We start from the raw sequence: 19,500 nt of genomic DNA, 5'->3' as shown, positions 1-19,500 counted from the left end.
AGGGACATAGGTATGTTCCACGCGCCCCGACGACGGGTGCCAACCGACGGATGCCGCCGTGAATCGCCCGCGCCTTTACCTTGTCACTCCGCCCACCCTCGACGTCGCCGAATTCCTGCCCCGCCTCGATGAGGCCCTCGGCGGCGGAGATGTGGCCTGCGTGCTCATCTACCAGCCGGACGCCACCAGCCGCGACCTGCAGGAAACGGCGGCCAGGCTGGTGCCGGTGATCCAGAAGGCAGGCGCGGCCGCCCTCGTCTACCGCGACACCCAGGTCGCCGGGCGCACCGGGGCGGACGGCGCCCACGTGGACACCGGCTTCGACGACATCAAGCTGGCGCTGGACAGCCTGCAGCCGGCCCGCATTGTCGGGGCCGGTGGGACCAAGCTGAAGCATGAGGAAATGGAGATCGCCGAAGCCGGCGTCGACTACCTCCTGTTCGGCCGTCTCGATCTTGAGGAACAGGCCGCAGCGCACCCCAAGACGCTCGAGCGGGCGCAGTGGTGGGCGGAACTGTTCTCCACCCCTTGCGTCGCCCTCGGTGGCAATGACCTGTCCACGCTCGACGAGACCGCCGCAACGGGATCGGACTTCGTTGCCCTGAAGGATGCCGTCTGGCACCATCCCGACGGACCGGCTGCAGCCGTGCGGGCAGCCAACCTGATTCTCGACCAGCACCCCTTTGAAGAGGAAAGCTGATGCGTCTGGCGTTTGCGCAAGCGGCAGCCCGTCTGCGGCCCCTCCCGCTGTGGACTGACCCGGTCTCGCGGGCACTGCCCGCCGCCCTCGCCCTCGGCCTGCTGGCGGGCACGGCCCTGACCGCTGTTGCGCAAACGCCCGTGCCCGTTCCGGCCCCTGCGCCCGCCCAGACGCAGGATCAGGCTCCGGCAGCTCCCCCGGCCCAGACAGAACCGCCTGCGGCCAGCCCCGCGCCCGGCAGCACAGCCCCCGCGACGCCGGCACCGACCGCTGATCCTGGCGCAGCCGCTGCGGGCGCCGGAACGGCTCCGGCCGGAGCCGCCGAAGGCGCGCAACCCGCCCCGGCCGATGCCGCGGCGCAGCCGGTCGTGGTCGAGATCCCGATCCTGCCGAACGTGATCGCGGCCGGACCGCCGCTGATGGAGCCGGGCGAGCCCGTTACGGCCGATTTCGCCTATGGCGTGTTCCAGCGCGGCCTCTACCTGACCGCCCTCGCGGTGGCGATGCCGCTGGCCGAACAGGGGGACAAGGCCGCGCAGACCCTCGTCGGCGTCATGCACGAGACCGGGCTTGGCATCACGCAGGACAAGAAGAAGGCGGCCGAGTGGTATCAGCTGGCGGCGGCTGCCGGCGACACCGGCGCCGCCTATCGTCTCGGCCAGATGTACCTGACCGGCGATGGCGTCGCCGTCGACAAGAAGCGGGCGGCGGATCTCTTCGAGGCCGCGGCCGCGGCCGGAAATCCGGCGGCCATGTACAATCTCGCCATCCTGTTCCAGGCCGGGGAAGGCCGGCCCTACAACGAGACCGAGGCCAACCGCCTGCTGCAGCAGGCTGCCGACCTGGAGGACGTGGAGGCGCAATATGCCCTCGGCCTGCAGTTCCTCGAAGGCAACGAGACCGTTCGCGATCCGATCAAGGGCGCCAACTGGCTCGGACGGGCGGCGCGGCGCGGGCATGTCTCCGCCCAGGTCTATTATGGCATCCTGCGGTTCCAGGGCCGGGGCGTGGAGCCGGACGAGAGGGAGGCCGCCGACTGGTTCGAGCGGGCCGCCATCGCCGGCAACCCGGTCGGCATGAACCGTCTGGCGCGGATCTATGCCTTCGGGCGCGGTCGGGACGTGGATCCGGTGGAGGCAACCGCCTGGCATTATGTGGCCCGCGCCCTTGGCCTGTCCGACCTGGAACTCGACGGCTACGTCGGCTCGCTCGACAAGGAAACGGTCGACAAGGCGATGAAGCGGGCGGAAGAGCTGAGTGCCTCGCTCATCCCCAAACCGCATGATCCATCCGCCGCAGCACCGTAATCTCGCGGCCGGATCGGCTTTTTTCCTTGAAACCGGGGCCGTTTTGTGGTGGACAGGCGGCTCGTTGGCGCCGGCGTGGCTGAACAGGCTCCCGCAGCGGCTGCCGCCAGTTCTACGCCCCAAGCAATCGGTCGTCCCATGAAGATCAACGGTAACGAGATCAAGCCCGGCAACGTTCTGCAGCACCAGGAAACGCTGTGGGCTGTGGTCAAGGTGGACCACGTCAAGCCCGGCAAGGGTGGCGCGTTCGCCCAGGTCGAAATGAAGAACCTCATCGACGGCCGCAAGCTCAACGAGCGCTTCCGCTCGGAAGACAAGGTCGAGCGCGTGCGCCTCGAGCAGAAGGACTTCCAGTTCCTGTTCGTGCAGGAAGACATGCTGATCTTCATGGACACCGAGACCTACGAGCAGCTCGAGCTGCAGAAGGATTTCGTTGGCGAGCGCGCTGCCTTCCTGCAGGACGGCATGATGGTCACCGTGGAAATGCACGAAGACCGTCCGATCGGCATCAACCTGCCGCAGTTCGTCACGCTGTCGATCACCGAGGCTGATGCCGTCGTGAAGGGCCAGACGCAGTCGTCGTCCTACAAGCCGGCCATGCTCGAGAACGGCGTGCGCGTGCTTGTGCCGCCGTTCATCACCGCCGGCGAGAAGATCATCGTCGACACCACCACCGTGGAATACGTGCGCCGCGCCGACTGACGCCGCCGCATTCCGGTTCCAATTTGTTCAGTGTTCAGCGCCATTCTGGCGCTGAACCAATTTTAGACGGCAGACTTCGATGGCGCGTACAGCTCTCCTCAACGTGATGGTCCAGGCAGCGATGAAGGCTGGCCGCGCCCTCGTGCGCGATTTCGGCGAGGTCGAGAACCTGCAGGTCTCGCGCAAGGGCCCGAGCGACTTCGTGTCGGCGGCAGACCGTCGCGCCGAGGAGATCATCCGCGCCGAGCTGAGCAAGGCCCGACCGGCCTTCGGCTTCCTGATGGAAGAAGGCGGCGAGATCCCGGCCGAGGACGGCCAGCACCGTTGGATCGTCGATCCGCTCGACGGCACCACCAACTTCCTGCATGGCATTCCGCTCTTCGCCATCTCCATCGCGCTCGAGCGCCAGGGTCAGATCGTTGCCGGTGTCATCTTCAACCCGGTCATGGACGAGCTCTACACCTGCGAGCGCGGGCGGGGCGTGTTCCTGAATGACCGCCGGCTGCGCGTCGCCAACCGCAATGCCCTGCCGGACTGCCTGATCGGCACCGGCCTGCCCTTCCTTGGCAAGGGCGACCACGGCCGCGCGCTCAAGGAGCTGCGCCACGTGATGCCGGAAGTGGCGGGCATCCGCCGCTGCGGCGCCGCAGCGCTCGATCTGGCCTTCGTGGCGGCCGGTCGCCTGGACGGCTTCTGGGAACACAGCCTCAACCCGTGGGACATCGCGGCCGGTCTGCTGATGGTGCGCGAGGCCGGCGGCTTCGTCAGCGACATCAATGGCAAGGACACGATGCTGGAGACCGGCTCCATCGTCGCCGGCAACGAGTTCGTGCGTGCGCAGCTTCTGAAGCTGCTGAAGAACGCGGCCGAGTAAGACGGCGCGCAGACGCCGGACGGACGGGAAATGCCCCGTTCCGCCGGCTCCTGCCCCGCCGCAGGGGTGTGCCCCGTCTGCAAGGGCGACAATTAACCGTTTGGTAAGGCGCGATTAACGGTTTTCAATGACTTGAAAATCGCGCTATCACAGGCCATCCCCGCAACAGGCGAAAGCTTGGCAGCACATGGCCCGTGATTTCGACCCCTACAGCCTCTCCAGCCCGAAGGCGTATCTGTCGATCATGATCATCTTCCTGGTGATCGTGGCCTTTATCGCTTTCATCCTCTCCCGGCAGATCGCCGTTGCCTTCATGAGCAGCCCGGGCCTCAACGGCCTGATCGTGCTGGTCGGGGTGTTCGGCATCTTCCTGACCTTCGGACGTGTCATCCGGCTGTTCCCGGAGATCCACTGGGTCAACGGGTTCCGCATCGGCGATCCGGGCATCGAGGTCCGCCGCCCGCCTGTGCTGCTGGCGCCGATGGCGACGCTGCTCGGCAACAAGGTCGGCGAGATGACGCTGACGCCGACGACCGCCCGCTCCATCCTCGATTCCATCGGCATGCGTCTCGACGAGGCGCGCGAGATCGCCCGCTACATGACCGGCCTGCTGGTGTTCCTCGGCCTGCTCGGCACCTTCTGGGGCCTGCTCCAGACGGTCGGCTCGGTGGGGGCCACGATCCAGTCCCTGGATGTCGGCTCCGGCGACGCCAATGCCATCTTCGGCGATCTCAAGGCTGGCCTCGAGGCCCCGCTCGCCGGCATGGGCACCGCCTTTTCCTCCTCCCTGTTCGGTCTGACCGGATCGCTGGTGCTCGGCTTCCTCGATCTGCAGGCCGGCCAGGCGCAGAACCGCTTCTACACCGAGCTGGAAGACTGGCTCTCCACCGTCACGGCCATCGAACCCGAAGATCGGGCAGCGCCGGCAGCGGCAGCCGTCCCGGATCTGGACAAGTTGCAGCTCACGCTGGAACGGCTGCAGCGCGCCATCGAGGAAGGGGGCGGCAAGGCGGCCAACCAGGCCATGGCCAACCTCGCCGAGGGAATCCAGGGTCTCGTCAAGCACGTGCGCTCGGAACAGCAGATGATGCGCGAGTGGGCTGAAACCCAGACCGCGCAGCAGAAGCGGATCGAGACGCTGCTGACCTCGATCTCGGCTGCCTTCGACCGGGCCAAGGAGTAAGCCGATGGCCTCGTCGCGCGGGCGCCGGCGCATCCAGGAAATGGACTACTGGCCGAGCTTCGTGGACGCCCTGACCACGCTGCTGCTGGTGCTCATCTTCCTTCTGTCCATCTTCATGGTGGCGCAGTTCTTCCTGAGCCAGCAGCTCTCCGGCCGTGATTCCGTCCTGAACCGTCTCAATGCCCAGATCAGCGAGCTGACCGAGCTCCTGGCGCTGGAACGGGCCTCCTCGGCGGAGCTTGAGACCACGATCGCCACCCTGCAGGACTCCATCGGCGACCTCACTGCGGACCGCGACCGGCTGTCCGGTCTTCTGGAGGCCCGCGAGGGGGCAGCCGCCAGCGCCGGCGGGCAAGTGGCGACACTCGAAGGCCAGCTCGACGAGGAGCGCCAGATCAGCCAGCGGGCGATGGCGCAGGTGGAGCTTCTCAACCAGCAGATCGCTGCGCTCCGGCGCCAGCTGGCTGCCGCCAATGCGGCGCTTGAAGCCTCCGAGACCAAGGAGCAGGAGAGCCAGGCCAAGATCGCAAGCCTCGGGCGCCGGCTCAACGCCGCGCTGGTGCAGCGCGTGCAGGAGCTTAACCGTTACCGGTCGGACTTCTTCGGCCGGCTGCGCGAGATCCTGTCGCAACGGTCTGACATCCGCGTCGTCGGCGACCGGTTCGTCTTCCAGTCAGAAGTGCTGTTTCCCTCCGGCTCGGAAGAGATCAACCCCAGCGGCCGGGAGGAGCTGGACAAGCTTGCGGCTGCGATCCTCGAGCTGGAAAGCCAGATCCCCTCGGAGATCAACTGGGTGCTGCGCGTCGACGGACACACCGACGCCGTGCCGCTGTCGGGCACCGGTCGCCTGCGCAACAACTGGGAGCTTTCCGCCGCCCGTGCCATTTCGGTCGTGCGCTATCTGATCGAGAAGGGCGTGAGCCCCCGCAGGCTGGTGGCCGCCGGCTTTGGCGAGTTCCAGCCGCTCGAGCCGGGCGACACGCCGGAGGTCAACGCCCGCAACCGCCGCATCGAGCTGAAGCTGACCGAACGCTGAGCGCACCGCCGGGACGATCAAGCCGGGCAGGGTGACGGCCGTGTTCCGGCGAGCACACAGTCCCATGTGATTGCCGCATCTCGCAGCCATCAAACCGACCGGGCAGCGACAGCCAGGCGGGCATCGCAGAGATGCCAGAAACGAAAAAGGCCGCTGGGATCCAGCGGCCTTCAGAGTGCTGACAAACTTCGGAGTTTCGTCAGTTTGCCGTCATTCCGGACAAGGTGAGCGTTCAGCGAACCGCAGATCCGGGATCCAGCATGTCTGTGCGAGCGCAAGCGAGCCCAGAACCAAGTCACCTCGATACGACTTGCGACCGACAGGTTTGTCGCGCTTCGCGCGGCTGATATCTGGATCCCGGCTCGGCGCTTCGCTGACGCTCAGCTGGGCCGGGATGACGATAGAGGGGTTGTCATCAAGCTCAGGCCGCTGGGATCCAGCGGCCTTTCGCGTGTCTGGGGTCCGATCCGCTCAGAAGCGGAAGTCGTCCTCATCCTCGTCGTCGCCCTTGCGCGACTTCTTGAGCGAGTTGAGCTTGGCGAACACGGCATCGGCGTCGATCGCCTCTTCCTCTTCGCGCGGCCGGCGGTCGCGGGTGAAGGCGGCGGCGATGGCCTCCTCGCTCGTGGTCTCCTCCACCGGAGCCAGCAGCTCGGTGTAGTCGGTTTCCGGACGCGGCGGGGCGTTCTTCGCGGCCTTCTCGACTTCCATGTCCAGCTCGAGCTGGCTGCAGAGGCCGAGCGTCACCGGATCGGACGGCGTCAGGCTGGCGGAGTTCCAGTGCGTGCGCTCGCGGATCGCCGCGATGGTCGGCTTGGTCGTGCCCACCAGACGCATGATCTGCGCGTCCTTGAGTTCCGGATGGTTGCGCACCAGCCAGAGGATCGCGTTGGGGCGATCCTGACGACGCGACACCGGGGTGTAGCGCGGCCCCCGGCGCTTGCTCTCCGGCACCACCACCTTCGACGCCTGAAGCTTGAGCTGATAGCCCGGATCGCGCTGCGCACGCTCGATCTCGTCCCGGCTCAGCTGGCCGGTGATAACCGGATCGAGGCCCTTGATGCCCTGCGCGGCGTCACCATCGGCGATCGCCTTCACCTCGAGCGGATGCAGTTTGCAGAAGGCAGCGATCTGGGTGAAGCTCAGCGACGTGTTGTCGACGAGCCAGACGGCCGTTGCCTTCGGCATGAGCGGCGTATTCGACATCGGCTAAAATCCTCCTGTCGGCTTCCTCGCCGGGCCGGGCGAAAAAGCGATAGTCCTATCGAATTGATGGGAGATTGCCGTCAATATACGTGCTGGCGGCGGGAAACGCAAATGCTCGCAGCCGCCTCGGCGGCGAATTGTCGACATCCGGCCGCTGATTTCTACGGATTGCCCCGCCTGTCCTGCCAAAAAGCACGAGGCAGCCGGGGCAAGCCCGTTTTCAGCTCAGTCAACCGTGAGCACGATCTTGCCGATGTGCCCGGAACTTTCCATCCGGCGATGGGCCTCGTTGGCCTGCCGGAGCGGGAAGGTCGAATCCATGACCGGCTTGATGCGGCCGCTGGCGATGAGCGGCCAGACCTTCTCGACCAGGGCTGCGGCGATGGCGGCCTTGAAGGCCCCGTCGCGCGGGCGCAGCGTCGATCCGGTATGCACCAGACGCTTGATCATCAGGCGGTTGAAGTTCACCTGCTCGGCCGGTCCGTTGAGGTTGGCGATCTGGCAGATCCGGCCCTCCACTGCGGCGGCCTGCCAGTTCTTCTCGACATAGTCCCCCCCGACCATGTCGAGGATGACATGCACCCCCTCGCCGCCGGTCAGTCGGGCGATCTCGTCGACGAAATCATGGGTGTTGTAGTTGATGGCGTGGTCGGCTCCGAGCGCCCGGCAGGCCTCGGCCTTGGGTTCGGAGCCGACGGTGGTGAACACCTCCGCGCCAAAGGCCTTGGCGAGCTGGATCGCGGTCGTGCCGATCCCGGACGTGCCCCCATGCACCAGGAACCGTTCGCCCGCCTTGAGCCCGACGCGGTCGAAGACATTGCTCCAGACGGTGAAGAAGGTTTCAGGCAGGGCCGCAGCCTCCGCCATGCTGAGGCCTGCGGGCACCGGCAACGCATGGCGGGCATCCACCTTGACGTATTCCGCATAGCCGCCCCCGGCAACGAGCGCCGTGACCGCCTCGCCGATGCTCCGCCCCTCGACCCCCGGTCCGATGTCGGCAATCCAGCCCGCCACCTCGAGGCCGGGCAGGTCCGAGGCGCCCTTCGGCGCCGGATAGAGCCCCATGCGCTGCAGGACGTCGGGCCGGTTGATGCCGGCAGCCGCCACCTTGATCAGGATCTCGCCGGCCTGGGCGACCGGCAGGGGCCGCTCTTCCGGTGCAAGGACATCAGGTCCGCCCGGTGCCGTGATAGCAATTGCCGTCATGGTCCGGGGAAGCGAGGCAGGAATGCTGGACATCAGGAAGTCTCCATCAGGGCAAGTGTCGTCATCTAGCCCCCGACGCGAGGTTCCGGCAAGGTCGGGCGACCGGTAAGCGGCCGGTGGGCGGCTGGTGGGCTGCTGGGGCAGGCCGGCGGCCGGCGGCAGGGGAGGCTCGGCCTCGCCCGGCGGACTGGCGGGAAACACCGGCGGCTGCAGCGGACGCAGGACAGCGGGCGTCCCGTCGCGTTCACGCCATCGTGATCTCGCGACTGGCCGGGATCGTTCAGGGTCAGGACAGTCTCGAGCTCGGGAGAAGCACATGGACGACAGCGACCCTCGCTCCGCATCACAGGTTTCACCGGCCAGGGCAGGAGATGATCTTGCCCGACTGTCGGAAGCCGAACTCACTGAACGCATTGAGATTTTCAGGGCCGAAATCGCCCGGATCGAGGCGGAACTGCGCCGGCGGACCAGCGTCCGCGCCGCTGCAGAAGCTCTGTTTGGCGGAAAGACTAGTTAATTCTACGAGCGATGAAGTTGACCAGAAGTCACCGACCCACTTTGGGTCAGTTCTTGATTCAAATTTTAATCGTTTACTAGTTATTAAGCTTTCCAAGAGATAACTGGGGCTATCCAGTCATCTGGATTTCGAGTGGCTCCTGTCCACTCTGTTTGACGCCTCCCTGTTAACGACTTTGAGCCGCGGGTTCCGCGGCTCTTTTTTTTGCGCAGTTGACAGGGTAAGGTTAAATCAGGAGCTGGAGCTGCACAGCACTCCCCGACGGCAACTGGCACGGCAGTTGCAACGTTCGAGCCGAAAGGCCTGTCCGTCCCAGGATAGGACAGGCTGCAGGAGGTCCCGCAGAGGACCGGGTTTCAGTAGAAGGCGTAAAACCCATGACCGACGACTCGAAGAAGCTTTCCGCCGTGCCCGAAACGGTCAGCTTTGCGGACCGGCTCGCCGCATCCCAGAAGTTCCAGGCCCTGTTCCAGGAAGGCATGGCGCTGGTCGAGGAGACCGCGTCCTACCTTGACGGTGATGGCCGCTCCGAATCCAAGCAGCTCGAGCGTCCGGCCTCCCTTGCCTACGCAACCGAATCCATGCGCCTGACGACGCGGCTGATGCAGCTGGCCTCCTGGCTGCTGCTGCAGCGCGCGGTGAACGAGGGCGAGATGACGGCCGACCAGGCCGGCAGCGAGAAGAACAAGGTTCGTCTCGACAAGCTGAGCTCGTCCACGGGCGGCACCGCCTTCAACGACCTGCCGGAACGGCTGCAGGATCTCGTGGTCCGGTCGGTCCGCCTGCAGGAGCGTGTCCAGCATCTGGACGCCATGCTCTACCCGCGCGAGGATGTCGTGGTCCAGGAAGCCCCGGCCGAGAACCCGGTCGCACAGCAGATCGACCGCATCTTCGCCGCCTTCGGCGCGAACCGCTGATCCGGACCAGACCGCAGCACGGTCGGTCGACGCCTTCCCGCCCGTGCTGCGGGCCTGCCATGCGGCAGGCCCCTGACCTGGCGCGTCAGCCCGGGACCTGAAGCGCCCTGGCCCTGTCGCGCAGCGCAAACTTCTGGATCTTGCCGGTCGAGGTCTTCGGCAGGTCCTCAAAGACGATCACGCGCGGTGCCTTGAAGTGGGCGAGCCGCTGCCGGCAGAAGGCAATCAGCTCGGCCTCGGTCACGCTCGCTCCGGACTTCAGCTCCACGAAGGCACAGGGCGTCTCCCCCCATTTCTCGTCCGGCCGGGCGACAACGGCCGCCGCCTGGACGGCCGGGTGCTTGTAGAGCACGTCCTCGACCTCGATCGAAGAGATGTTCTCCCCGCCGGAAATGATGATGTCCTTCGAGCGATCCTTGAGCTGGATGTAGCCGTCCGGGTGGATCACGCCGAGATCGCCGCTGTGGAACCAGCCGCCGGCAAAGGCCTCGGCGGTGGCGGCAGCGTTCTTGAGATATCCCTTCATCACGACATTGCCGCGGAACATCACCTCGCCCATGGTCTGCCCGTCGCGCGGCACCTCGGTCATGCTCACCGGATCCATCACCGTCAGGCCGTCGAGGGCGACATAGCGCACGCCCTGCCGGGCCTTGAGCGCCGCGCGGCTTTCCGGCGCGAGCGCATCCCATTCCCCCTTCCAGTCATTGACCACTGCCGGACCGTAGACCTCCGTCAGTCCGTAGAGATGCGTGACGTTGAAGCCGGCCGCCTGCATCGCCGCAAGCACGGATTCCGGCGGCGGGGCAGCCGCGGTGAAGAACTCGACGACCCGCGGCAGGGGCCGCTTGTCGCTCTCCGGCGTGCCCAGCAGCGTCGACATGATGATCGGCGCGCCACACAGATGGGTCACGCCCTCGTCCGCCATCAGGTCCCAGATCGCCTTGGCCCGCACCCAGCGCAGGCAGACATGGGTGCCGGCCACCACCGACAGCGACCAGGGGAAGCACCAGCCGTTGCAATGGAACATCGGCAAGGTCCAGAGATAGACCGGATGACGGCCCATCGAGGCCGTGAGAATGTTCGCCTGCGCCAGGAGATAGGCCCCGCGATGGTGATAGACCACGCCCTTGGGATTGCCCGTGGTGCCCGAGGTGTAGTTGAGTGCGATCGCATCCCACTCGTCGGACGGCAGGCTCCAGCGGAAATCCGGGTCGCCGGTGGCCAGCATCTCCTCATAGTCCAGACTGCCGAGCCTTTCGCCGTCCTGCGGGAACACGGGATCGGAATAGTCGATGATGACGGGCCTGACCTTCGCCAGGGCAAGCGCCTGTTTCATCACCGGGGCAAATTCCCGGTCGGTGATCAGCACCTTGCTGTCTGCGTGATCGAGCTGGAAGGCGAGGATTGCCGCATCGAGCCGCGTGTTGAGCGCGTGCAGGACGCCGCCGGCCATCGGCACGCCGTAATGCGCCTCGAGCATCGGCGGCACATTCGACAGCATCACCGAGACCGTGTCGTTCCTTCCGATCCCGAGACCGGCCAGCACGGAAGCGAGCCGGCGGCTGCGGCCGTAGAACTCCGCATAGGTCAGGCGCTGGCTGCCATGCACCACGGCCAGGCGCTCGGGAAACACATCCGCCGCCCGGGCCAGAAAGCTCAGCGGGCTGAGCGGCGTGTAGTTGGCCGGGGTCTTGTCGAGATCACGGTCAAAGGGGCTGTCGCCTGCGCGCATGAATGGTCCTCCCAGATCCTGCGCTATCAAAGCGGCTGCCACGCTGTCGCGCAATCCGCCATCCGGCTGAGGTCAGCCGAACAGCTGCCTCGCGCTGTCGTGCACGAGCTTCACCCCGATCACCGCCATGGCAACATAGACGAGAGCGTAGAAGAGGCGCGGCTCGATCCGCTTCACCAGCCAGACCCCGGCCAGCGTCGACAGGGGGGCAAGCGGCAGCAGCACGGCCGCCGTCGCCAGATTGCGGGCGTCGAACTGTCCGAGGAAGAAATAGGGCACCAGCTTCACGGCGTTGATGGCCGCGAAGAAAATGACGGCCGTCCCGGCAAAGAGCGCCGGTGCCAGACTCAGGGGCACCATGTAGAGCTGGAACGGCGGCCCGCCCGTATGGCTGACGAAACTGGTAAAGCCCGACATCGCGCCCCAGAACGCCCCGGCCAGGGGGCGATGGCCCCGCCCCTGCCCGCCCGCGTCGGCGTCGGGGCCGGCAGCGCGCTTTGGAACAAACCGCTCGGCCACGAAGACCAGGCAGAGGACGCCGACCAGCAACGTCACCTGGGCGTCATTGACCAGCGAGGCCGTGGCCCAGCCGACACCGACCCCTGCGATGCCGGCCGGCAGCAGCAGCACCAGCGCCCGGCGGTCATAGACGCCGCGATAGGCAAGGAGGCCGACCACATCCATCACGACCAGGATCGGCAGCAGGATCCCCGCCGCCTGCACCGGCGGGATGACCAGGGCCATCAGCGGCACGGCGAGCATGCCGATGGACCCGCCGAAGCCGCCCTTCGACAGGCCGGCCAGGACCACCGCCGGAACGGCGGCGGCATAGAACAGCGGATCGGACAGCGGCAGCATGGAAAGGTCACCGGCGGGCAGGAGCAGCACCCGCCCTTTGCAGCATGGCCAAAGGGGTTACGTAAAGTCCCGCCCCTGCGAATGTCTTAGGGCAACTGGCTTTTTTGCCTCTTGCGCGCAACAGGTTGCAGGCACACTCTGGGACGGAGACAAGGATGCCGCATCGGCAGGTCGCCCCGCTTCCGCCGACGCAGGGTCCGGATGCTTCGGGAGGAGCAAAGACCGATGAGCACCAGCCGTTATCACGACACCTATGCAGCCTGGAAGGCGGATCCGGAAGGCTTCTGGGGCGAGGCGGCCAGGGACATCGACTGGTTTCGACCCCACGACCGCGTGTTCGACGCGACCCTTGGCGTCTATGGCCGCTGGTTTCCGGGTGCCGAGACGAACACCTGCCACAACTGTCTCGACCGCCACGTCAACGGCGGTCGGGCAGACCAGACGGCCCTGATCTACGACAGCCCCATCACCCGGACGCGGCGCTCCTACACCTACAGCGAACTGCTTGACCATGTTCAGGCCATGGCCTCGGTCCTGGCGGACCATGGGATCGGCAGGGGCGACCGCGTCATTCTCTACATGCCGATGATCCCCGAGGCAGCCATGGCGATGCTCGCCTGCGCGCGCCTCGGTGCGATCCACTCGGTCGTCTTCGGCGGCTTTGCCGCCAACGAGCTGGCTACCCGCATTGATGACGCCACGCCGAAGGCCATCATCTGTGCGTCCTGCGGCCTCGAGCCCGGCCGGAGCATCGCCTACAAGCCGCTGGTTGACGCCGCCATCGACCTTTCGGACCACAAGCCGGACCGGGTCATGGTCATCCAGCGGACCCAGCTCGGGGCCGCGCTGGACCGGCCGGGAGACCTCGACCTCGGCGCCGCCATGGGCCAGGCGCTGGCCGAGGGGCGAACCGTGCCCTGCACGCCGGTCGCCGCCACCGATCCGCTCTATGTCCTCTACACCTCCGGCACGACCGGGCAGCCCAAGGGCGTGGTCCGGGACACGGGCGGCCACATGGTGGCCCTCAAGTGGTCGATGCAGAACCTCTACGGCATCAACCCGGGCGAGGTTTTCTGGGCCGCCTCCGATGTCGGCTGGGTTGTCGGCCATTCCTACATCGTCTACGGCCCGCTGCTGCACGGCTGCACCACCGTCGTGTTTGAAGGCAAGCCGGTCGGCACCCCGGATGCGGGCGTGTTCTGGCGCGTCATCTCCGACCACAAGGTCGCCGCGCTCTTCACCGCGCCGACGGCCTTCCGCGCGATCAAGAAGGAAGACCCTTCCGGGCGGCTCATCCACGACTATGACCTGAGCACGTTCCGCACCCTGTTTCTGGCCGGCGAACGCGCCGATCCGGATACGATCCGCTGGGCGGAGGACAAGCTCGGCGTTCCGGTGATCGACCACTGGTGGCAGACGGAAACAGGCTGGGCCATCGTCGGCAACCCGGTCGGCCTCGGCATGCTGCCGGTCAAGCACGGGTCACCGACGGTGGCGATGCCGGGCTACGACGTGCGGGTGCTGGATGACGCCGGTCATCCGCTGCCGGCCGGCACGCTCGGCAACATCGTCGTCAGGCTGCCGCTCCCGCCGGGCTGCCTGCCAACCCTGTGGAACGCCGACCAGCGCTTCCGCTCGGCCTATCTCGATGAATTTCCCGGCTACTACAAGACCGCCGATGCCGGCGTCATCGACGCGGACGGCTATCTCTCGATCATGGCGCGCACCGACGACATCATCAACGTGGCAGGACATCGGCTGTCGACCGGCGCGATGGAGGAAGTGCTGTCAGGCCATCCGGACGTTGCGGAATGCGCGGTCATCGGCATCGCCGACCAGCTCAAGGGCCAGCTGCCCTGCGGGTTCGTCGTGCTCAAGGCCGGCGTCAGCCGCAGCCATGCCGAGATCGAGACCGAGCTGGTGAAACGGGTGCGGGATCTCATCGGTCCCGTGGCCGCCTTCAAGATCGCGATCACCGTCGACCGTCTGCCGAAGACACGGTCGGGCAAGATCCTGCGCGGCACCATGCGCCAGATCGCCGACGGGCTGGAGTACAAGATGCCGGCCACCATCGACGACCCGGCGATCCTGTCCGAAATCGAGGCAGCGCTCAACGCCTACGGCGTCCGCACGCGAGCCTGAGCCCCCCTGCGGACGGTCGCCCGGCACCGTCCGCAGCGCTCCCCCGGGCGGGCGAAATGTCGCAGCGTCATGCTGCTGATCCTCCCGCAGCGTCACGTTCACACCTGTTGGCCAACCGCCGCCGGGGCATCGACAGCCCTGCCGCTTGACCCTATTGTTGCCCGCATGCCGCGCCCTGCGGCTTGCATCTATCGCTGGTCAACAACGAGGATATTCCCTTGTCCCTCACCAACAAGGTCGCCATCATCACTGGCGCCGCCCGCGGCATCGGCTTTGCGATTGCCAAACGGTTCCTGCATGACGGAGCCAGGGTCGTGATTGCCGATGTCGACGACGAAGCCGGCGAAGCGGCCGTCGAGGAGCTGAAGGGCCTCGGCGAGGTCATCTATGTCAGCTGCAACGTTGCCGAGAAGCTGGACGTGCGCAACCTGGTCGCCGAGACCCTGAATGCCTTCGGCGACATCGACATCCTGGTCAACAACGCCGGCATTGCCGTGGGCTCCGACTTCCTGACGCTTGAGGAAGCCGATTTCGACCGGGTGCTGCAGGTCAACCTGAAGGGGGCCTTCCTGGCCTCCCAGGCGGTTGCCCGGCACATGGTCGAGAAGGTCCAGGCGGGCGGCACCCCCGGCGCGATCGTCAACATGTCCTCGGTCAATGCGGTCCTGGCGATCCCGTCCCAGATCCCCTATTGCGTGTCCAAGGGCGGCATGTCGCAGCTGACCAAGGCGACCTCGCTCGCCCTTGCCCCGTACGGCATCCGTGTCAACGCGATCGGCCCGGGCTCGATCATGACCGACATGCTGGCCTCGGTGAACTCCGACAAGGCGGCACGCAACCGCATCCTGTCGCGCACGCCGCTGAGCCGGGTCGGCGAACCCTCCGAGATCGCGTCCGTGGCCGCTTTCCTTGCGTCCGACGATGCGTCCTACATCACCGGCCAGACCATCTTCGTCGATGGTGGACGTCTGCCGCTGAATTACACGGTCGCCGTTCCCGACGCTGACTGATCCCGCATCGAGCAGTCCCGGCCTTGCGCCCCGCCCGGCTCCGGGCGGGGCCGCCTGCGGGCTGGCGCCTGCCTGGTCAGGTCAGCTGGCGTCCCGCAGGGCCCTTGCCCCGGTCTCGAACTGCAGGCGCGCCAGGCGCGCATAAAGGCCGTCACGGGCAACCAGCTCCGCGTGCGTGCCGCTCTCGACGATCTGCCCCTGATCCATCACGACAATCCGGTCGGCCTTGAGCACGGTCGCCAGCCGGTGCGCGATCACGACCGTGGTCCGCCCCTGCATCAGCCGCTCCAGCGCCTGCTGCACCAGCGTCTCGCTTTCCGCATCCAGCGCGCTGGTGGCCTCGTCGAGCAACAGGACCGGCGCATCCTTCAGCACCGCCCGGGCGATGGCGATCCGTTGCCGCTGCCCGCCGGACAGGGTAATGCCGCGCTCGCCCAGAACCGTGTCATAGCCCTGCGGCAAGGCCATGATGAAGTCATGGGCGCGGGCCAGCTCCGCCGCCCGGCGGATCTCCTCGCGGCTTGCGCCCGGCCGGCCATAGGCGATGTTGTCCGCCGCCGTCGACCCGAAGACGACGGTGTCCTGCGGCACGAGGGCGATGCGCGCCCGCACGGCTTCCGGATCGGCGTCGCGCAGGTCCACGCCATCGAGGCGCACCGAGCCCGCGGTCGGGTCGTAGAAGCGCATGAGCAGATGAAACAGCGTGGACTTGCCCGCCCCCGAGGGACCGACGAGAGCAACGGTCTCGCCGGCGGCGATCGCCAGGTCGACCCCCCGGACGACAGGACTGGCCGGATCGGCCGCACTGGCGCCGGGTCCGCTCCCGGTTGCGGCAAGCCCCTCCCCGCTCTCCGGACCCGGCGCATAGGCAAAGGCAACACCGTCAAGCCGGATCTCGCCGCGTGGCGGCACGGGCAGGGCCTTCGGATGCGCCGGAGCCTGGATTGCCGGCCGGATGCGCAGGATCTCGGCCAGCCGCTCGGCGGCGCCCGCAGCCTGCGAGATCTCGCCCCAGACCTGCGACAGCTCGCCGAGCGCTCCCGCGGCCAGGATCGAGTAGAGCAGGAACTGGCCCAGCTCGCCGCCGGTCATCCGCCCGGCGAACACGTCACCGGCACCGATCCACAGCACGGCGACAACGCTGGAAGAGATGACGAAGATGGCGAAGCCCGTCAGCAGGGCACGGGCACCCAGCGCGCCCCGGGCGGCCTGGAAGGCCGTCTCCACTGCCGTGCCATAGCGGGATGCCGCCTGCTTCTCGGCGGTGAAGGCCTGCAGGGTGCGGACCGAGCCCAGCATTTCCGAGGCGAAGGCGGAGGATTCGGCAATCGTGTCCTGCGCAGCCCTGGCCCGTTTGCGCACCATGCGACCAAAACCGATCAGCGGCAGGACGATCACCGGGATCGCGGCAAGCACGATCACCGACAGCCGGGGGCTGGTGTAGACCATCAGCGACACCGCCCCGACGAACATCACGAAATTGCGCATGGCGACCGAGGCGCTGGCGCCGAAGGCCGACTTGATCTGCGTGGTGTCGGCGGTCAGGCGCGACAGGATCTCGCCCGACCTGGCGCTGTCGTAGAAGGCCGGGCTGAGCCGGGTGAGATGCGCAAAGACATCCGCGCGCACGTCGGAGACGATGCGCTCGCCGATCCACATCACCAGAAAGAAACGGCAGGAGCTGGCGAGCGCAAGGGCACCGGCCACGGCCACCAGCAACAGGAAATAGCTGTTGACGAGCTGCGGGTCGTCCGCGCCGAAGCCATGGTCGATCATCTGACGCACGGCCATCGGCAGCACCAGCGTGGTCGCGGCAGCGCTGACCAGCGCCAGCAGGGCGGCGGCGATCATCAGCTTGTAGCGGCCAAGATAGGGCACAAGCTGCATCAGCGGCCGCAGCGAGCGGCGCCCCTCCGTCGTCGGGCCCTGCCCTGCTGTTGCCTGGTCCGGCCGGTTGCCTGGGGTAGACAAGACGGAAATCTCCACTTCTCGCATGATGCCGCTCGAGCGACAGTTGGCCCATCGCCCCGGGAAATCCAAGCGGAAAAAGGCCGCAGACCCGGCGCAGTTGCCCTTGTTTTGCCAGCCGTCTTACGATATAGCAGCGCCTCATGTTTCAAGGGACCGTCTGGCGCTCGCGCGAGGGCTGTCCTGGAAAAGTCAGGATAATGCACTTCGCCGGCCGGCCGAGAGGCTGAGGGCAGGTGCTGGAAAGGACCGGCGATGAAAGCGAACATCCATCCCGATTACCACTCCATCAAGGTCGTCATGACCGATGGCACCGAGTACTTCACCCGCTCGACCTACGGCAAGGAAGGCGACACCCTCGCCCTCGACATCGATCCGATCTCCCATCCGGCCTGGACCGGTGGCGAGCGCCAGATCATGGACCGTGGCGGTCGCGTGTCGCGCTTCAAGAACAAGTTCGCGGGCTTCCTCGGCTCGTAAGCCTCGTGGCGCGGCTGTCGCGCCCGGACAGGCCTGTTCGCGAGAACCCCTGCAGCCACCGCTGCGGGGGTTTTTTGCTGCCCGGGCCACCCGACAAAAAACCCCGCCTGGTTGAGGCGGGGCTTGCTTGTCGGCACGGTCCCTGTCGGGACCATCCTGGAACCGGACGCCGCGCGGCGGACCCTTCCCGGGCGCGGCGACAGACGCAAAACGCGGTTCAGTGGAACGTGTCGTCTTCTCGCAGTTTCTGGATCTCGTCCTTGAGCCTGAGTTTGCGTCGCTTCATATCGGCGACCTGAAGGGAATCGACACTCGGGTGCAGCAGGGCGTCCTCGATCTGCCGCTCGAGGGCAGCATGACGGCGTTCCAGTTCTGCAATGTGCGACTGCATTGACATGGAAGATGCTCCTTGTCTTATTGGCTCAGACCGCAAGATGGTGCCACATGTTTTGCCGGCTTGTCGAATGCAGAAATCGCGATCCGCTCCGCATTTCCTGCATATCGCACTGCAAAACGAATCCTACGATTACGTAAGGTTTAAGTCCATTTCAGGATTTTGAACGTTGATGTGACGCAGGGTTCGCGGAAGCTGTCAGGATCTGCGGCCGGAAACCATGTGTTAGCCGTCGGCACGGCAAATTGGGCTCGCGACGAGCCCTTTGCCGGCCTGCGGTTTCGCTGTGAATGGCAGCACAGCCACGTGTAAACCGCCGGATGAGGACTTGGGTTCCTCCGGTACGACTGGCGGCACGGGAAGTGTGTCTGGGGAGTGCGATGTCGGAAGCCAACGAAAAAGCCTTGAGAATCGAACTGGCCCAGCTGCGCCAGGAACATCGCGACCTCGACTCCGCCGTGCAGGCGCTTGCGGCGACCGGCAGCGCGGATGCCCTGCAACTCCAGCGCCTCAAGAAGAAGAAGCTGCTGATCCGCGACCGGATCGCCGCCATCGAGGACCAGCTCTTCCCCGACATCATCGCCTGAGCGACCCGGTCAGCCGGCCGCGCCCCGGAGAGGCCCCGGATCGGACCAGGATCGCACCCAGGCGGCATTTTTGCAGCGCAACAGCGGGGCTGCCCTTGCGCCACAGCCGCCACTCCCTATAATCCGCGCCTTCCCGGAACCCGCCTCACGCGAAGGAGACGCAATGGCCAATGGGAACGCCGCGGCCGCCGCACCGGTCGCCATCATCATGGGCAGCCAGTCGGACTGGCCGACCATGAAGCACGCCGCCGAAACCCTCGAGCGGCTTGGCGTCGCCTATGAGGCCCGGATCGTCTCCGCCCACCGCACCCCTGAGCGCATGTTCGACTTCGCCCGGGCCGCCCGCGACCTCGGCGTCAAGGTGATCATCGCCGGCGCTGGCGGCGCGGCGCATCTGCCGGGCATGACGGCGGCGCTGACCCCGCTGCCGGTCTTCGGCGTGCCGATCGAATCGCGCACCCTGAAGGGCGAGGACAGCCTGCTCTCGATCGTGCAGATGCCGGCCGGCATTCCGGTCGGCACCCTGGCCATTGGCAAGGCGGGTGCGGTCAATGCGGCGATCCTGGCTACCTCGGTGCTCGCCCTGACCGACAAGCCCCTGGCCGAGCGCCTCGATGCCTTCCGCGCGGCGCAGACGGACGCCGTCGCCGAATTTCCGACCGACGAGGACTGACAGCCAGC

Annotated in this window: 19 protein-coding genes; 13 read left to right on the top strand and 6 right to left on the bottom strand. The window is 66.6% G+C overall.

What is annotated here, in order from left to right; all coding sequences use genetic code 11:
* Positions 1-58: 58 nt before the first annotated feature.
* From GWI72_RS15890 to GWI72_RS15865, 6 genes are all read left to right on the top strand, one after another.
* Positions 59-700, top strand: a complete 642-nt coding sequence (locus GWI72_RS15890; protein WP_161677249.1) for a thiamine phosphate synthase — start codon at positions 59-61, stop codon at positions 698-700.
* Positions 700-2,007: a tetratricopeptide repeat protein gene (locus GWI72_RS15885; RefSeq protein ID WP_161709320.1), complete on the top strand. Its 1,308-nt coding sequence runs from the start codon at positions 700-702 to the stop codon at positions 2,005-2,007. Before GWI72_RS15890 ends, GWI72_RS15885 begins: the two co-directional genes overlap by 1 nt.
* A gap of 138 nt (positions 2,008-2,145) precedes the next feature.
* Positions 2,146-2,709: an elongation factor P gene (gene efp, locus GWI72_RS15880; RefSeq protein WP_161677251.1), complete on the top strand. Its 564-nt coding sequence runs from the start codon at positions 2,146-2,148 to the stop codon at positions 2,707-2,709.
* 79 nt (positions 2,710-2,788) lie between these two features.
* Entirely contained in the window at positions 2,789-3,583 is a 795-nt protein-coding gene (locus GWI72_RS15875; protein ID WP_161677252.1) for an inositol monophosphatase family protein, read from the top strand.
* Positions 3,584-3,770: 187 nt separating this feature from the next.
* Positions 3,771-4,766: a flagellar motor protein MotA gene (locus GWI72_RS15870; RefSeq protein WP_161677253.1), complete on the top strand. Its 996-nt coding sequence runs from the start codon at positions 3,771-3,773 to the stop codon at positions 4,764-4,766.
* A 4-nt stretch (positions 4,767-4,770) separates the two neighbouring features.
* Entirely contained in the window at positions 4,771-5,802 is a 1,032-nt protein-coding gene (locus tag GWI72_RS15865) for a peptidoglycan -binding protein (RefSeq protein WP_161677254.1), read from the top strand.
* Between the two features lie 471 nt (positions 5,803-6,273).
* Here the strand turns inward: GWI72_RS15865 and GWI72_RS15860 are convergent, their stop codons facing one another.
* Positions 6,274-7,008 carry a DUF1013 domain-containing protein gene (locus tag GWI72_RS15860; RefSeq protein WP_161677255.1) on the bottom strand — a complete coding sequence of 245 codons (735 nt, stop codon included), beginning with the start codon at positions 7,006-7,008 and terminating at the stop codon, positions 6,274-6,276.
* Positions 7,009-7,233: 225 nt separating this feature from the next.
* Complete coding sequence (locus GWI72_RS15855) at positions 7,234-8,247, bottom strand: NAD(P)H-quinone oxidoreductase (protein ID WP_161677256.1); 1,014 nt, start codon at positions 8,245-8,247, stop codon at positions 7,234-7,236.
* A 283-nt stretch (positions 8,248-8,530) separates the two neighbouring features.
* Between GWI72_RS15855 and GWI72_RS15850 the strand changes: the two genes are divergently transcribed.
* Both GWI72_RS15850 and rcdA read left to right on the top strand, forming a co-directional pair.
* Positions 8,531-8,731 carry a DUF1192 domain-containing protein gene (locus GWI72_RS15850; RefSeq protein WP_161709319.1) on the top strand — a complete coding sequence of 67 codons (201 nt, stop codon included), beginning with the start codon at positions 8,531-8,533 and terminating at the stop codon, positions 8,729-8,731.
* A gap of 377 nt (positions 8,732-9,108) precedes the next feature.
* Positions 9,109-9,648 carry a protease adaptor protein RcdA gene (rcdA, locus tag GWI72_RS15845; protein ID WP_161677258.1) on the top strand — a complete coding sequence of 180 codons (540 nt, stop codon included), beginning with the start codon at positions 9,109-9,111 and terminating at the stop codon, positions 9,646-9,648.
* Positions 9,649-9,733: 85 nt separating this feature from the next.
* Here the strand turns inward: rcdA and GWI72_RS15840 are convergent, their stop codons facing one another.
* Both GWI72_RS15840 and GWI72_RS15835 read right to left on the bottom strand, forming a co-directional pair.
* On the bottom strand, positions 9,734-11,380 hold the full coding sequence (locus tag GWI72_RS15840) for an acyl-CoA synthetase (protein WP_161709318.1): 1,647 nt from the start codon (positions 11,378-11,380) through the stop codon (positions 9,734-9,736).
* Positions 11,381-11,452: 72 nt separating this feature from the next.
* Entirely contained in the window at positions 11,453-12,238 is a 786-nt protein-coding gene (locus GWI72_RS15835; protein WP_161709317.1) for a sulfite exporter TauE/SafE family protein, read from the bottom strand.
* Positions 12,239-12,463: 225 nt separating this feature from the next.
* On the opposite strand from GWI72_RS15835, the gene GWI72_RS15830 reads away from it, so the two are divergent.
* Both GWI72_RS15830 and GWI72_RS15825 read left to right on the top strand, forming a co-directional pair.
* Positions 12,464-14,380, top strand: a complete 1,917-nt coding sequence (locus GWI72_RS15830) for a propionyl-CoA synthetase (protein ID WP_161709316.1) — start codon at positions 12,464-12,466, stop codon at positions 14,378-14,380.
* A gap of 218 nt (positions 14,381-14,598) precedes the next feature.
* Positions 14,599-15,390, top strand: a complete 792-nt coding sequence (locus GWI72_RS15825) for an SDR family NAD(P)-dependent oxidoreductase (protein WP_161709315.1) — start codon at positions 14,599-14,601, stop codon at positions 15,388-15,390.
* A gap of 81 nt (positions 15,391-15,471) precedes the next feature.
* On the opposite strand, the gene GWI72_RS15820 is transcribed toward GWI72_RS15825, so the two are convergent.
* Positions 15,472-17,277 (bottom strand): ABC transporter transmembrane domain-containing protein, encoded by a 1,806-nt coding sequence (locus GWI72_RS15820; RefSeq protein ID WP_244314386.1) that lies wholly within the window; start codon positions 17,275-17,277, stop codon positions 15,472-15,474.
* 336 nt (positions 17,278-17,613) lie between these two features.
* Here GWI72_RS15820 and rpmE point away from each other — a divergent pair, with 336 nt between their 5' ends.
* Positions 17,614-17,838 carry a 50S ribosomal protein L31 gene (rpmE, locus tag GWI72_RS15815; RefSeq protein ID WP_161677264.1) on the top strand — a complete coding sequence of 75 codons (225 nt, stop codon included), beginning with the start codon at positions 17,614-17,616 and terminating at the stop codon, positions 17,836-17,838.
* A 217-nt stretch (positions 17,839-18,055) separates the two neighbouring features.
* On the opposite strand, the gene GWI72_RS15810 is transcribed toward rpmE, so the two are convergent.
* Positions 18,056-18,235, bottom strand: coding sequence for a YdcH family protein (locus tag GWI72_RS15810; protein WP_161677265.1), 180 nt, complete (start codon positions 18,233-18,235; stop codon positions 18,056-18,058).
* Between the two features lie 377 nt (positions 18,236-18,612).
* On the opposite strand from GWI72_RS15810, the gene GWI72_RS15805 reads away from it, so the two are divergent.
* Positions 18,613-18,819, top strand: a complete 207-nt coding sequence (locus GWI72_RS15805) for a YdcH family protein (RefSeq protein WP_161677266.1) — start codon at positions 18,613-18,615, stop codon at positions 18,817-18,819.
* Positions 18,820-18,982: 163 nt separating this feature from the next.
* On the top strand, positions 18,983-19,492 hold the full coding sequence (gene purE / locus GWI72_RS15800; RefSeq protein ID WP_161709313.1) for a 5-(carboxyamino)imidazole ribonucleotide mutase: 510 nt from the start codon (positions 18,983-18,985) through the stop codon (positions 19,490-19,492).
* Positions 19,493-19,500 lie beyond the last annotated feature (8 nt).

This window comes from Pannonibacter sp. XCT-53 (genome assembly GCF_009915765.1).
Classification (GTDB): domain Bacteria; phylum Pseudomonadota; class Alphaproteobacteria; order Rhizobiales; family Stappiaceae; genus Pannonibacter; species Pannonibacter tanglangensis.
This window is presented reverse-complemented; position numbering and strand designations above follow the sequence as displayed.

What these genes read in the sequence shown, in the direction of transcription:
- GWI72_RS15885 (WP_161709320.1), top strand. Translation starts at nt 700, where the DNA reads ATGCGTCTGGCGTTTGCGCAAGCGGCAGCCCGTCTGCGGCCCCTCCCG.
- efp (WP_161677251.1), top strand. Translation starts at nt 2,146, where the DNA reads ATGAAGATCAACGGTAACGAGATCAAGCCCGGCAACGTTCTGCAGCAC.
- GWI72_RS15875 (WP_161677252.1), top strand. Translation starts at nt 2,789, where the DNA reads ATGGCGCGTACAGCTCTCCTCAACGTGATGGTCCAGGCAGCGATGAAG.
- GWI72_RS15870 (WP_161677253.1), top strand. Translation starts at nt 3,771, where the DNA reads ATGGCCCGTGATTTCGACCCCTACAGCCTCTCCAGCCCGAAGGCGTAT.
- GWI72_RS15865 (WP_161677254.1), top strand. Translation starts at nt 4,771, where the DNA reads ATGGCCTCGTCGCGCGGGCGCCGGCGCATCCAGGAAATGGACTACTGG.
- GWI72_RS15860 (WP_161677255.1), bottom strand. Translation starts at nt 7,008, where the DNA reads ATGTCGAATACGCCGCTCATGCCGAAGGCAACGGCCGTCTGGCTCGTC.
- GWI72_RS15855 (WP_161677256.1), bottom strand. Translation starts at nt 8,247, where the DNA reads ATGTCCAGCATTCCTGCCTCGCTTCCCCGGACCATGACGGCAATTGCT.
- GWI72_RS15850 (WP_161709319.1), top strand. Translation starts at nt 8,531, where the DNA reads ATGGACGACAGCGACCCTCGCTCCGCATCACAGGTTTCACCGGCCAGG.
- rcdA (WP_161677258.1), top strand. Translation starts at nt 9,109, where the DNA reads ATGACCGACGACTCGAAGAAGCTTTCCGCCGTGCCCGAAACGGTCAGC.
- GWI72_RS15840 (WP_161709318.1), bottom strand. Translation starts at nt 11,380, where the DNA reads ATGCGCGCAGGCGACAGCCCCTTTGACCGTGATCTCGACAAGACCCCG.
- GWI72_RS15835 (WP_161709317.1), bottom strand. Translation starts at nt 12,238, where the DNA reads ATGCTGCCGCTGTCCGATCCGCTGTTCTATGCCGCCGCCGTTCCGGCG.
- GWI72_RS15830 (WP_161709316.1), top strand. Translation starts at nt 12,464, where the DNA reads ATGAGCACCAGCCGTTATCACGACACCTATGCAGCCTGGAAGGCGGAT.
- GWI72_RS15820 (WP_244314386.1), bottom strand. Translation starts at nt 17,277, where the DNA reads ATGCAGCTTGTGCCCTATCTTGGCCGCTACAAGCTGATGATCGCCGCC.
- rpmE (WP_161677264.1), top strand. Translation starts at nt 17,614, where the DNA reads ATGAAAGCGAACATCCATCCCGATTACCACTCCATCAAGGTCGTCATG.
- GWI72_RS15810 (WP_161677265.1), bottom strand. Translation starts at nt 18,235, where the DNA reads ATGTCAATGCAGTCGCACATTGCAGAACTGGAACGCCGTCATGCTGCC.
- GWI72_RS15805 (WP_161677266.1), top strand. Translation starts at nt 18,613, where the DNA reads ATGTCGGAAGCCAACGAAAAAGCCTTGAGAATCGAACTGGCCCAGCTG.
- purE (WP_161709313.1), top strand. Translation starts at nt 18,983, where the DNA reads ATGGCCAATGGGAACGCCGCGGCCGCCGCACCGGTCGCCATCATCATG.